General features: G+C 68.9%; 11 protein-coding genes. 6 read left to right on the top strand and 5 right to left on the bottom strand.

Going from position 1 to position 13,152, the window contains the following annotated elements; genetic code table 11:
• Window positions 1-30 precede the first annotated feature (30 nt).
• Entirely contained in the window at window positions 31-1,941 is a 1,911-nt protein-coding gene (locus tag AC069H_RS05270; protein ID WP_478231435.1) for a tachylectin-related carbohydrate-binding protein, read from the bottom strand.
• Between the two features lie 554 nt (window positions 1,942-2,495).
• Between AC069H_RS05270 and metH the strand changes: the two genes are divergently transcribed.
• Together metH and pdxR are read left to right on the top strand one after the other, a co-directional pair.
• A complete protein-coding gene (gene metH / locus AC069H_RS05275) occupies window positions 2,496-6,104 on the top strand; it encodes a methionine synthase (RefSeq protein ID WP_478231436.1) in 3,609 nt (1,202 codons plus the stop codon).
• 12 nt (window positions 6,105-6,116) lie between these two features.
• A complete protein-coding gene (pdxR, locus tag AC069H_RS05280) occupies window positions 6,117-7,553 on the top strand; it encodes a MocR-like pyridoxine biosynthesis transcription factor PdxR (RefSeq protein ID WP_478231437.1) in 1,437 nt (478 codons plus the stop codon).
• A 54-nt stretch (window positions 7,554-7,607) separates the two neighbouring features.
• Here pdxR and AC069H_RS05285 read toward each other — a convergent pair whose 3' ends face one another.
• On the bottom strand, window positions 7,608-8,336 hold the full coding sequence (locus AC069H_RS05285; protein ID WP_478225560.1) for an alpha/beta fold hydrolase: 729 nt from the start codon (window positions 8,334-8,336) through the stop codon (window positions 7,608-7,610).
• 48 nt (window positions 8,337-8,384) lie between these two features.
• Here AC069H_RS05285 and AC069H_RS05290 point away from each other — a divergent pair, with 48 nt between their 5' ends.
• Entirely contained in the window at window positions 8,385-9,635 is a 1,251-nt protein-coding gene (locus AC069H_RS05290; RefSeq protein ID WP_478231439.1) for a cytochrome P450, read from the top strand.
• 51 nt (window positions 9,636-9,686) lie between these two features.
• On the opposite strand, the gene AC069H_RS05295 is transcribed toward AC069H_RS05290, so the two are convergent.
• Window positions 9,687-11,144, bottom strand: a complete 1,458-nt coding sequence (locus AC069H_RS05295) for an MFS transporter (RefSeq protein WP_478231440.1) — start codon at window positions 11,142-11,144, stop codon at window positions 9,687-9,689.
• An 86-nt stretch (window positions 11,145-11,230) separates the two neighbouring features.
• Here AC069H_RS05295 and AC069H_RS05300 point away from each other — a divergent pair, with 86 nt between their 5' ends.
• Window positions 11,231-11,617: a MarR family winged helix-turn-helix transcriptional regulator gene (locus AC069H_RS05300; protein ID WP_478225563.1), complete on the top strand. Its 387-nt coding sequence runs from the start codon at window positions 11,231-11,233 to the stop codon at window positions 11,615-11,617.
• Between the two features lie 15 nt (window positions 11,618-11,632).
• Here AC069H_RS05300 and AC069H_RS05305 read toward each other — a convergent pair whose 3' ends face one another.
• On the bottom strand, window positions 11,633-12,010 hold the full coding sequence (locus AC069H_RS05305; protein ID WP_478231442.1) for a hypothetical protein: 378 nt from the start codon (window positions 12,008-12,010) through the stop codon (window positions 11,633-11,635).
• 30 nt (window positions 12,011-12,040) lie between these two features.
• On the bottom strand, window positions 12,041-12,424 hold the full coding sequence (locus AC069H_RS05310) for an LLM class flavin-dependent oxidoreductase (RefSeq protein ID WP_478231443.1): 384 nt from the start codon (window positions 12,422-12,424) through the stop codon (window positions 12,041-12,043).
• 80 nt (window positions 12,425-12,504) lie between these two features.
• On the opposite strand from AC069H_RS05310, the gene AC069H_RS05315 reads away from it, so the two are divergent.
• Together AC069H_RS05315 and AC069H_RS05320 are read left to right on the top strand one after the other, a co-directional pair.
• Entirely contained in the window at window positions 12,505-12,933 is a 429-nt protein-coding gene (locus AC069H_RS05315) for a hypothetical protein (RefSeq protein WP_478231444.1), read from the top strand.
• Window positions 12,927-13,148 carry a helix-turn-helix transcriptional regulator gene (locus AC069H_RS05320; RefSeq protein ID WP_478225567.1) on the top strand — a complete coding sequence of 74 codons (222 nt, stop codon included), beginning with the start codon at window positions 12,927-12,929 and terminating at the stop codon, window positions 13,146-13,148. Before AC069H_RS05315 ends, AC069H_RS05320 begins: the two co-directional genes overlap by 7 nt.
• The last annotated feature ends 4 nt before the right edge of the window (window positions 13,149-13,152 follow it).

The raw sequence follows: 13,152 nt of genomic DNA on the forward strand, positions 1-13,152 counted from the left end.
CGGCCGCACCCGGGCCTCGTCACCGGGCCGTCAGAACGACGGCCTGGGCAGCGGTCCGCCACGGTAGGCCGTGCCGTCCGGAACCGATGCCGACCGCATCGCCGCGGCCGGCGCCGGGGTGGGCGAATAGGCGTAGGTGATGCCGTCGATGTCCCGGAACGTCACCACCACCCCGCCCCCTGAAACGCTCGTGACGGCCGGGTCGGTGGCCGACTGATAAGCCGCACCGGTCCGGGAGTCGATCAGCTGCCGCCAGGCCTTGTAGTTCGTGCTGCCCGGCGCACTCTGCTCGGTCGTGTAGACGTAGCCGTCGTTGGCCCGGACGGCGACGTGCACGATGCCGCCCGAATCCACCGTCGCGGCGGGCGGTCCAGCCGCGACGAGGCCTGCCAATGGGACCCAGCCGCCGGAGAAACCGTCGGCCTTCTCACGCTGGGTGACCACTGCTCCGTCGGCCCGGGTCACGAAGGCTTCGAGTGAGTTGTCCGGGTTCGGAGCCCCAGCGAGTTTTCCGGTCCCCCCACTGCCCGACACAGCGGTCCAAGCGCTGAGCGCGCCGTTCGCATAAGTGGCCTTGGTGTAGGCACCGGCAGTCGTCCTCGCCACGAGGTCGATCCCGTCACCCTGCACCACGGCGGTGAGATCGCCGGCGAGCCCGGACGACGGGAGCACCCGCCACGGCAGGTACTGCTTGCTCCCCCCATCCTGGGGGCGCGCCCAGAGTTTGCCGAGGTCGTCGATCATGAACGCGGTGCCGAGACCCGCCCGCTGAACGAGCGAAGCGGCATCCGGCGTCCAGCCACCGAACCCGGATACGGCAGGCCAGGTCGTGGTGCCCGCGGCCAGAGTGCTGGTGCGGCTTTCACTGTCCTGCCCGAGTGCGACGACACGCAGGCTGTCGTCGGCGAGCCGGACCGCGGAGGGAGTCCCGGTGTACGCCTGATGTCCAGGCACGACGGTGAACTCGACCACGGTGACGTCGTCGGAACGCTGGCGGCCATGGATCAGCCTGCCGAATCCGTCCACGTAAAAGTGCTGAAGCCTGCCACCCGCTCCTTCGAGCACGATGCTGGGCGCGTTCGTCCGCAATGGGACCGACGGGCGGGCGGGCACCCCCGTGTTGACGAGCTTGCAATCGTCCGTCGTGACGGAGAGCTGCCAATCCGCGCCGATGGTGCCGATGACCGTCGGGCCGGGAGCCCAAGTGCCGCCTCCGAGGTAGCGGTACCACTTGATCTGACCGTTGTTCTTGTCGAGCGTGTAGAGGACGTCGCCGCCCGCGGACGCCATCTGGGCGAAGTTCTGCCAGCCACCGGCGCCGACGAGCTTCGCGTACTCGAGCCAGCGCTGGCTGTTCGCGTCGTAGTGGAAGCGGTGAAGGTCTCCGCCGGGTGTGCGCGCGTAGAAGACACCGGCACCGGCCCCGACGATCATGTCGTACCGGGTGGTCGTCCAACCGGTGTCGATCAGCCGGTCGGTCCACACCTTGGTGGCCTCGTCGTAGTGGAGCCAGGCCAGGATGCCGTCGTGCGACCAGTAGAAGTCGCCCAGCGCATCGACGGTGATCCTGTTGCGCTGAGAGGGATGTGTCACGCCTCGCCAGCCAGTGGCGATGATCTGGCCCGCCCCGCCGTTCTCCCAGCCTGTCGCCAGCCGCCGCTGACGCAGGACGTCACCGTTGTCATTGATCAAGTACATCCGGCCGTCGGGACCGGCCAGGGTCTTGCCCGCCCAGGTATTGCCGATCGTCACGTTGCCGGTCCACGAGTTGGCGCCGGTCTCGGGCTCGTTGTGCCGGTCGAGCTGCAGCAACGTGTCGGGTCTCGTGTAGAAGACACCTGCGTTCGCCCGGCAGGTGATCGTCTCGGCAGCCGCGACCTGCGTCCCGGCCACCGCGGTCACACCACTGAGCAGGATGGTGAAGGCGGAGCAAAGAACCACAGATCTCCGGACAGACCGTCTCTGGCGCATGGAAATCCTTTTCGTAATGTGAAGGTAATTCGGGCAGCGTCGCCGCGCTCCACCACGAAGGCGTGGTGGAGCTGCGAGATCTTGGGTGAATCGTGAAGACGTGGCGTCAGCGAAACGCCGACTGGACAAACGAACGTGCCCCTGATCCCGAACGATCGGACGCAGTCCCGTCCCCCAGTACCAACCTCCGACTTCGGCCGGGCTCACCCTCCCGCGAGCCGTCCGATGATCACATCGGCACGCTCCGGCGCCCGTTACCGAATTTCTTACGATTCGGCTGTCTGGCCTACATCCGACGAATGTCATCCCCGCTCGCGTCCGTGCCCACGCCGACCCGTCCCACAGTGCGGGAAGCCGAACCCGCGCTGGCCAGCAGCTGAGCAATTCAGGCGAAGTGCCCTTGTCTTGATCCGGTAGTCTTGGGCACCAAGGTCGAGAGGCGCTGCAACGGACCGCCGGGTCCGCCACGCTCGGCCCCGGACTTCACCGCAAGGGCGCCTCCCACGACATGGGAGGAGCGCTGGATGAAAACGACCGCCCTGCGAAAGCTGCTGGATGAGCGCATCGTCGTGCTTGACGGGGCGTGGGGGTCGATGCTCCAGAACGCCGGCCTCAAGCCGGAGGACTACCGCACCGAGCGGTTCCAGGACCACCCCCGTGACATCACCGGCGACCCCGACCTGCTGAACATCACCAGGCCGGACGTCGTGCGCGACATCCACCGCCAGTATCTGGACGCCGGCGCGGACATCACGACCACGAACACGTTCACCGCCACCACGATCGGCCAGGCGGACTACGGGCTCGAGCACCTCGCGTACGAGATGAACCTCCGCGGCGCCCAGATCGCCCGCGAGGCGGCGGACGCGGCGGGCGGGAAGTTCGTCGCCGGGTCGGTCGGGCCGCTGAACGTCACCTTGTCGCTGTCGCCCAAGGTCGAGGACCCGGCGTTCCGCGCGGTCACCTTCGACGAGGTGTACGCCGCGTACGCCGACCAGATCAAGGCGCTCGCCGAGGGCGGCGTGGACCTGCTCCTCATCGAGACGATCTTCGACACGCTCAACTGCAAGGCCGCGATCGCCGCCGCGCGCGACGTCGCACCGCATCTGCCGCTGTGGATCTCGGTGACGATCGTCGACCTCAGCGGCCGGACGCTGTCCGGGCAGACGGTCGAGGCGTTCTGGAGCTCCATCGAGCACGCGGATCCGCTGCTCGTCGGCGTCAACTGTTCGCTGGGCGCCGAGGAAATGCGCCCGCACATCGCCGAACTGTCCCGCCTCGCGGGCACGTACACCGCCTGCCACCCCAACGCCGGCCTGCCGAACGCGTTCGGCGGGTACGACCAGACGCCCGACGAGACCGGCGGCCTGCTCGGCGACTTCGCCACGGCCGGGATGGTCAACGTCGTCGGCGGCTGCTGCGGCACGACCCCCGCGCATATCAAGGAGATCGCCGACGCCGTCCGCGGGATGGCGCCGCGGAACGTCCCGGCCCCGAAGCCGCACACCCGGTTCAGCGGGCTCGAGCCGTTCGAGATCGGCAAGGACACCGGGTTCGTCATGATCGGCGAGCGGACCAACGTCACCGGATCCGCCAAGTTCCGCAAGCTGATCGAGGCCGACGACCACCAGGCCGCCGTCGACGTCGCGCTGGAGCAGGTCCGTGGCGGGGCGAACCTGCTGGACGTCAACATGGACGCCGACCTGCTCGACAGCGAAAAGGCGATGACCACGTTCCTGAACCTCATCGCCACCGAACCCGAGGTCGCCCGGCTGCCGATCATGATCGACAGCTCGCGCTGGACAGTGCTCGAGGCCGGGCTGAAATGCGTGCAGGGCAAGGGAGTCGTCAACTCCATCAGCCTCAAGGAGGGCGAGGAGCAGTTCCTCCAGCAGGCCCGGCGCATCCGCGACTACGGCGCGGGCGTGGTCGTGATGGCCTTCGACGAACAGGGCCAGGCCGACACCGCCGACCGGAAGGTCGAAATCTGCGCCCGCGCCTACGACCTGCTCACCCAGCAAGCCGGTTTCGTCGCCGAGGACATCATCTTCGACCCGAACGTGCTCGCGGTCGCGACCGGTATCTCCGAGCACAACGGGTACGCCAAGGCGTTCATCGACGCGCTGCCGCGGATCAAGGAACGCTGCCCCGGCGTGCATATCAGCGGCGGTATCTCGAACCTTTCCTTTTCCTTCCGCGGCAACAACGTCGTGCGTGAGGCGATGCACTCGGCCTTCCTGCTGCACGCGGTGCGCGCCGGGCTGGACATGGGCATCGTCAACGCCGGACAGCTCGCGGTCTACGAAGACATCCCCAAGGATCTGCTGGAGCTGGTCGAGGACGTGCTCTTCGACCGCCGCGAGGACGCCACCGACAGGCTGGTCACGTTCGCGGAAACGGTCAACGGCAAGGGGACCCGGCGCACGGTCGACCTCTCCTGGCGCGAGAACACGGTCGAGGCACGGCTGAGCCACGCGCTGGTGCACGGCATCGTCGACTACATCGAAGAGGACACCGAGGAAGCGCGCCAGAAGCTGCCGAGGCCGCTGGAGGTCATCGAAGGCCCCCTCATGGACGGCATGAAGATCGTCGGCGACCTGTTCGGCTCGGGCAAGATGTTCCTGCCGCAGGTGGTCAAGAGCGCGCGCGTGATGAAGCGGTCGGTGGCCTACCTCGAACCGTTCATGGAGGCCGAGAAGGAGAAGGCGCGCCTCGAAGGCCGGATCGAGACCCGCCAGGGCAACGGGAAGGTCGTCCTGGCGACGGTCAAGGGCGACGTGCACGACATCGGCAAGAACATCGTCGGCGTCGTCCTGGGCTGCAACAACTACGAGGTGATCGACCTCGGCGTGATGGTCCCGGCCTCGGTCATCCTGGACACCGCCGTCTCCGAAGGCGCCGACGCCATCGGGCTTTCCGGCCTGATCACGCCGTCGCTCGACGAGATGGTCAACGTCGCCGCCGAAATGGAGCGGCGCGGGCTGAAGCTGCCGCTGCTGATCGGCGGTGCGACCACGTCGCGCCAGCACACCGCGGTCCGCATCGCGCCCGCGTACGAGCACACGACCGTGCACGTCCTCGACGCCTCCCGCGTCGTCGGCGTCGTCGGCGACCTGCTCGACGCCGACCGCGCCGAGATCCTCGACAAGAAGAACCGCGAGGATCAGGAAGAGCTGCGCGTGCAGCACGCGAACAAGCAGCGGACGCCGTTGCTGACGGTCGAGCAGGCGCGGGCCAACCCGGAGAAGGTCTCCTTCGACGACATCCCGACGCCCGCGTTCACCGGCGTCCGGTACGTCTCGCCGTCCCTCACCGAGCTGCGCGAGATGATCGACTGGACCTTCCTGTTCCTGGCCTGGGAGCTGAAGGGCAAGTACCCGGCGATCCTGGAGAACCCGGTGGCGCGGGAACTGTTCGACGACGCGAACACCCTGATGGACCAGATCATCGCCGAAGAGCGGTTCCAGGCCAAGGGCGCGTACGCGTTCTGGCCGGCGCACTCCGAGGGTGACGACATCATCCTGGAGTCGGGCGTCAAGTTTCCGATGCTGCGCCAGCAGACCAAGAAGCCGCTGTCGCGCCCCAACCGCTGCCTGGCGGACTACATCGCCCCGGCCGGCGCGGGCGATCACCTCGGCGGTTTCGCGGTCACCATCCTCGGCGCCGAGGACTTCGCGGCCGAGTTCGAGGCGAAGCAGGACGACTACCGCGCCATCATGGTGAAGGCGCTCGCGGACCGGCTCGCCGAGGCGTTCGCCGAGCACCTCCACCTCCAGGCGCGGCGGGACTGGTTCGAGCCCGACGCCGATCCGAAGCTGGAGGACCTGCACGCCGAAAGGTTCCGCGGCATCCGCCCGGCGCTGGGCTACCCGGCGAGCCCGGATCACAGCGAGAAGCTGGAGCTGTTCGAACTGCTCGATTCCGACCGGCTCGGGATGGGATTGACCGAGTCGTTCGCGATGACGCCGGCGGCGAGCGTCAGCGGGCTGATCTTCGCCCACCCCGATTCGCGGTACTTCACCGTCGGACGGCTGGGCAAGGACCAGATCGAGGACTACGCCGCCCGTCGCGGCCTCGAACTGTCCACTGTGGAGCAGTGGCTGCGTCCGAACCTCGCCTACGAGCCCGAATGACACAATGATCAGGTGACCGCCGAAGGCTCGGACTTCCTGCAGCTGGACATCGGGGACGCCCCGCCGGGACGCCGGTCGGACTGGCTGGCGTCGCGGTTGCGGCACGCCATCTCCGACGGCCGCCTGCCGGTCGGCAGCAGGCTGCCCGCGACCAGGGCACTGGCCGCGGACCTGCGGGTCTCCCGCGGTGTGGTCACCGAGGCCTACCAGCGGCTGGTCGAGGATGGTCATGTCGCCGGACGCGGCCGCGCGGGCACGGTGGTCGTCGCGGCGCCGGCGCGGACGAAGGAGCAGACGGCGCCCGGTCCCCCGTCCGCGGGCACGATCTTCCGGCCCGCGCCCGGGATCGGTGTCTTCGACTCACTGCGGTCGACCCCGGCGAGGATCGACCTGTCCCCCGGCGTGCCGGATCTGACGGCGTTCCCGCGAACGGCCTGGCTCCGCGCCGAACGCGCCGTGCTCAACAATCTTTCGGCGGCGGACTTCGGCTACGGCGACCCGCGGGGCGCGCCCGCGTTGCGGCTCGCGATCGCGCACTGGATCGCCCGCACCCGGGGGATCACCGCCGACGCCGACGACGTGCTGATCGTCGCCGGTGTCGCGCAGGGCCTCGGCCTGCTGGCCCAGGTGCTGTGCGACACCGGGATCTCCGAGATCGCGGTCGAGGATCCGAGCTCGCTGGGCGCCCGGCAGCATCTGCACGACCGGCGGCTGGCGACGCCGCCGATCGGCGTCGACGAAGACGGGATCGACGTCGAGGAGCTCGTGCGCAGCGGCGCGCCCGCCGTACTGCTCACGCCGGCGCACCAGTTCCCGACCGGGGTCGTGCTCGGCGGGGAACGCCGTCGCGAGCTCATGCGCTGGGCCGCGGACGGCGGGCTGATCATCGAGGACGACTACGACGCCGAGCACCGCTACGACCGTCCGCCGGTCCCCGCGCTGCGCTCGATGCTCGCCGAGCAGGTCTGTTACGCGGGCAGTGTGTCGAAGTGGCTCGCCCCCGCGCTCCGGGTGGGCTGGATGCTGGTTCCGCCGCGGTACCGGGACGAGGTGGTCGCGGCCAAGCGGTTCGCCGACCTGGGCAACGCCGTCCTCCCGCAGCTGGTACTCGCGCATCTGATGGAGTCCGGCGAGATGGAGCGGCAGCTGCGGTTCGTGCGCAAGCGGCACCGCCGCCGCCGGGACGCGATGATCGACGCGCTCCGGACGCATCTCCCGGACGCCGTGGTGCACGGCGCCGCCGCCGGGCTGCACCTGACGATCACCTTCGACGCGGAGTTCTCCGATCTCGACTTCGCCGCCGCCGCGCTGGATCAGGGGGTGAAGGTGCAGCCGCTGTCGTGGCACTGTCAGCGGCCGATGAATCCGGGGCTGGTCCTCGGTTATGGGGCCAGCCCGGCGAGCGACATCGCCGAGGGCATCGCCGTCCTGGGCAGGCTCAGGCGCTAGCCACCATCGCATTTCGTCCTCTGAATGCGGTGGTTCGATGGCGAACTACCGCATTCAGAGGACGAACTGCCGGGGGAAGGGCAGGAGCGCGGACGGGTCTTCGACGTGGGCGTTGTGGCCCAGTCCGGGGAACTCGACGGTGAAAGAGCTGAGCGCGCGAAGCTGCTCGGGACGGCTCATGGGGTCGTGCTCCCCTGCCGCGAGGACGACCGGGCAGCGTGCCGCGCCGAGCAGTCCACGCATGTCCGGAGCCCCGACGGCGAACGCCCGGGGGTCCAGCGCCAGCCGCCAGCCACCTTCGGTTTCGGCCACGCCGTCGGGATCCGCGTCGGCGATACCGACCAGGCCGGCGATCTTGAGGAAGCCGCGTTCGGCGTCCTCACGGGACGGGAACACCCTGGGCGGCTTGGCGGCCATGGCGGCCGCCCGCGCGAGGTCCTCCTCGCTCCATTCGACCTTGACGCCGACCGCGAGCAGCCCGGCGACCTTCACCCCGAACCAGCCGGAGGCCAGCGCGAGCCCGACCACACCACCCAGCGAATGGCCGACCACCAGTACCGGACCGCGTTCCGGGAGCGCGTCGGCGACCGCCGCGGCCAGGCCGCCGAACGAGTAGTGCGGCAACCGGGGCGATCCTCCGTGACCAGGCAGATCCGGTGCCAGCCAGCGATATCCCGGCTGCGCCATGAGGCCGTCCCAGACCGCTCCTGTCGCGCCGAGGCCGTGCAGCAGGAGCACGGCGGGGCCTTCGGTTCCGGCGGTGCGCATCTTCAGCGTGTCCACCGGACGGATCTTTCCGCAGTCACCCGTCCGCGGGCTAGGGTCGGAGGCGTGATCACCGATCCGGACGTATACACCCGGGGCGTGCCGTACGAGCACCTCGCGTCGCTGCGCCGGGGGTCACCGGTCGTGCGCGTCGACGATTTCTGGGCCGTGCTGCGGCATTCGGACGTCAAACACGTGCTCAGGAACCCGAAGCTGTTCTCGTCGCGGCTGGGCGGGACGCAGATCCGGGATCCGGCGACCGAGCAGGACCTCGGGTACGTCCGCCGGATGATGCTCAACATGGATCCGCCCGAGCACGCCCGGCTGCGGGGCCTGCTCACCAAGGCGTTCACGCCGCGCGCGGTCGGCAGGCTGACCGAACGGATCCAGGGCTGGGCGAGGGATCTGATCGCCGGAGTCCGCGCGGACGGTGGGTGCGACTTCGCCGCGGTCGCCGCCGATCTCCCGCTGCTGACGCTCGCCGAGGTCTTCGGGATCCCCGAGCAGGACCGGCGGCTGATGTACGACTGGAGTAATCGCGTGATCGGCTATCAGGACGCCGACTACGCGGTGAGCGCGACCGTCGAGGCGGACGAGGTCACCGAACTCGCGCGGGCGGCGCTGGCCGTCCGGCCGGTTCCGGGGCCGGACGGGTCGATGCCCGATCCGCGCACCCGCGCGGGGATGCCGGATCTCTACGCGTACGCCAACGAGCTCGGCGAGTACAAACGCCGGCATCCCGGCGAAGACGTGATGAGCAACCTGATGAGTCACGTCGAAGACGGCGGCCGGGTGTCCATCGCCGAGTTCGAGAACCTGTTCTGGCTGTTTTCCGTGGCGGGCAACGAAACGTTGCGCAACGGCATCCCCGGCGGCATGCAGGCGCTGCTGTCGCATCCGGACCAGTACCGGCGGCTGCTCGCCGACCGTTCCCTGCTTCCCGGTGCGGTGGAAGAGATGCTGCGCTGGTGGACGCCGGTCATGCACTTCCGCCGGACCGCGACCGAGGACGTCGTCCTGTCCGATGTGGACATCCGGGCGGGTGACAAGGTGGTCGTCTGGTTCTCCGCCGCGAACCGCGACGAGACCGTTTTCGAGGACCCGGACCGCTTTGACATCGGCCGCACCCCCAACGATCACCTGACCTTCGGGCACGGCCCGCATTTCTGCCTCGGCGCCCAGCTCGCCAGGGTGCAGCTGCGCGCGATGTTCGAAGCGGTCCTGGACCTGCTCGGCGAGGTCGAACCCGCCGGGGAACCGGTGAGGTTGCGGTCGAACTTCCAGAACGGGCTGAAATCGCTGCCGATCCGCTGGTAGCGACGGGCCCCTTCCCGCCCCCGAGCGCGGGAAGGGGCCATCACCCCCTGGTCATTCGGCCGCGGCGAACTCCGGTTCGGCGACGGTGGAGCGGGCTTCGGCCTTGCGCAGGCCGACGACTCCGGACAGCGCCACCAGGACACTGATCACGGCGATGCCGGTGACGACGGTGAGCGCGGGCGCCAGCCCGTTCAGCAATGCGGCAGGACCGGTGGCACCACCGGAGTTACCGGTCAGGACCGCGGTCACCACGGCGAGGCCGATCGCGCCGCCGACCTGGATCGACGTGTTCAGCAGCCCGCCGGCGAGCCCCTGCTCGTCGTCGGAGATGCCGTTGGTCGCCTGGATGTTCAGCGAGGAGAACGCCAGCATGAAGCCGATACCCAGCAGGATCATGCTCGGCAGCACCGAACCGGCGTAGCTGGAACTCTCGTCGATCCGCAGGAACAGCGCGTACCCGATGACGTGGGCGACGACACCGGCGAGGATCGTGCGCGGGGTGCCGAGCCGGTCGATCAGCGGCTCGATCCTGGGCGAACCGAAGGCCACGATCAGCGCGGCGGGCAGGAAACCGAGCGCGGTCTGCAGCGCGGACCAGCCCAGCACGGTCTGCAGGTACAGCATGACGACGAACTGGAAACCGATGTAGGCGCCGAAGAACGTCGCACCGCCGAGGTTGGCGCGGGCCAGCGGGCCGGAGCGCAGGATGCCGAGGCGGAGCAGCGGGTGCTTGCTGCGCTTCTCGATGAACACGAAGGTGACGAGCAGGGCGAGCGCGAGGGCGAACGAGATCAGCGTCCGCGGCGCGGCCCAGCCGATCTCCGGTGCCTCGACCACGGCGAAGACCAGCAGAAGCGAACCGGCGGCACCGGTGATCGCGCCCGGGAAGTCATAGCCGCCACCGGTCTGCGGCCGGTAGGACGGGATCAGCTTGATCGCGGCGACCAGCGCGGCGAGCGCGATCGGCACCGGCAGCAGGAACGTCCAGCGCCAGCCCACCTGGGTGAGCAGACCGGAGAAGACGAGGCCCGCGGAGTAACCGCTGGCACCGAAGACGGCGAAGATGCTGATCGCCCGGTTGCGGGCGGGGCCTTCGTGGAAGGTCGTGGTGATGATGGACAACGCGGCCGGTGCGGTGAACGCGGCGGCGAGTCCCTTGATGAAGCGGGTGGCGATCAGCAGCGCGCCGTCGTCGACGAGGCCGCCGAGCAGGGAAGCGAGCGCGAAGACCGCGACGGCGACGAGGAAGACCCGGCGCCTGCCGAGCAGGTCGGCGGTGCGCCCGCCGAGGAGCAGCAGGCCGCCGTAGCCGAGCACGTAGGCGCTGATGATCCATTGCAGGGCACCGGTGGAGAGACCGAGTTCGGCCTGGATGGACGGGAGGGCGACGGCGACCATCGACACGTCGAGCGCGTCGAGGCCCACGACGACGGACACAGTGAGCAGGACACCCCAGAGGCGCGCGTCCCACCTTGTCGAGCTGGTGGACAGCTGCACGGAAGAACTCATGACCCATACAGTACATGCACGCGCATCTAATGCAAGTGCATTTAATGACTTTGCATAAAATTCATGTGCATGCTATCTTGGGCCGCGTGAGCGACGTCGCCGAACAAGACCTGCTGCGGGAGTGGCACGAACTGTCCGCCCGGCACGCGGCGGTCTTCGGACGGCTCGAGTGCCGCCTCCAGGAGCGCCACGGCCTCGGCGTCACCGAGTTCGAAGCTCTCGAACGACTGGTGACCTGCGTCGTCGGCAAATGCCGCGCGGCCGACCTGACCGAGGTCGTCCACCTGAGCCAGAGCGCCACCTCACGACTAGTCGCCCGCCTCGAACGTGAAGGACTCGTCCAGCGCGCGCTCTGCGAGTCGGACCGGCGCGGGATCTTCGTCGTCGTGACCGACGAGGGCCGCCGTCGCTACGAAGAGGCGAAGCCGACGCACCGGGCGACCCTCGAAGAGACCCTCACCGTCGACGCCTGAATCTCGGCAGCCGGGTCAGTTCCGGGCGAGCTCCTCGCGGATCGCCGGGACGACCTCGTTCCCCCAACGGCCGAGCGCGCTGTCAGTCGTGGTCGCGTCTTCGACCGGGAAGTAGATGAACCCCGCGGCGCCGTGGTCGCGCACCGCCGGAACCAGTTCCTCGACCCACCGCTCCGGCGAACCACCGACCCATCGTCCCTCGTCGTCACGCGGCGACGGCAGGGGCTTTTCCGTTATGCGGCCCGGGAAATTGTAGATGGTGGCGATCTCGCCAGGGTCGCGGCCCGCGTCGGCGGCGGCCTGGTCGATCACCGGACGGGATTCGGCGAACCGCGGGCTGAGCCAGTCCGCGGCATGCCCGGGGATCCAGCCATCGGCGAGTTTTCCGGTCACCGCCAGGGATTTGGGCCCGACAGCGCCCGTTCAGACCGGGGGCGCGGGCGCGGCCGCCGGCACCAACCCGTCGACGGAGTAGAACTCCCCCTCGAACGTCAACGGCGCCCCGCCGCCGGAAAGCGCCTTGATCAGGGTGATCGCCTCGCCCATCGCCCGGACCGCTTCGGCGGGCGTCCGATGCTCGACACCGAGTTTGGCGATCTCCCGCCAGAGGCCGCCCGCACCGATGCCGAGCGTGACCCGGCCGCCGGAGAGCGCCGAAAGCGAGGTGATCGTCCTCGCCAGCATCGGCGCGGGACGGCTCGGCAGGTTGGTCACGTTGACCGCGGCCGTGACCTGCGACGTCCGGCCGAGGATCACGCCCAGTGCCGCGTACGCGTCGAGCCGGTCGGCGAAGTTCGTACTACGCACTATTTGCATCACGAACTAGCTGCCCGCGTCGAAGTAAAGAATGTTTGACATCATGTCTAGAACTCTTTACCTTTGGTCTCGTGGCTATGGAAGAGAAACGCGCGTGGATCATGGTGGTGGTCACGGTCTTCGGCTACGCCGCGTACCTGATCGTCGTCCTCCGCCGGGCGGGCTCCGGCCCGCTCGTCGATGTCCCTTACGTGGCGGCACTGGTGTGGACGATCGGCGCGGCCATCGCGGCTTCGATCGTGCTTCACATCGCCGCGGCGATCGCCTCACCGCGCGACGCGGGCCGCAAGGACCAGCGCGACCGCGAGATCGGCCGGTTCGGCGAGCACATCGGACAGTCGTTCGTCGTGATCGGTGGTGTCGCGGCACTCGTCATGGCGATGGCGGAGCTGGACCACTTCTGGATCGCCAACACCGTGTACCTCGCCTTCGTCCTGTCCTCCGTGCTCGGCTCGATCGCGAAGATCGCCGCCTACCGCCGGGGATTCCAGGCATGGTGAAACCGACCAAGGTCACGAACTCCATCCGTGCCCTGCGGTTCGCGAAGGGTGAGATGACCCAAGCGGAACTCGCGGACCGGATCGGCGCCACCCGCCAGACGGTGATCGCCATCGAACAGGGCCGCTACTCGCCGTCCTTGGAGATGGCCTTCCGGATCGCCAGGGTGTTCGGCGTCGGGCTCGACGACGTTTTCCAGTACCCAGACCAGGAATGAGGCC

Source organism: Amycolatopsis sp. NPDC043887 (genome assembly GCF_056435665.1).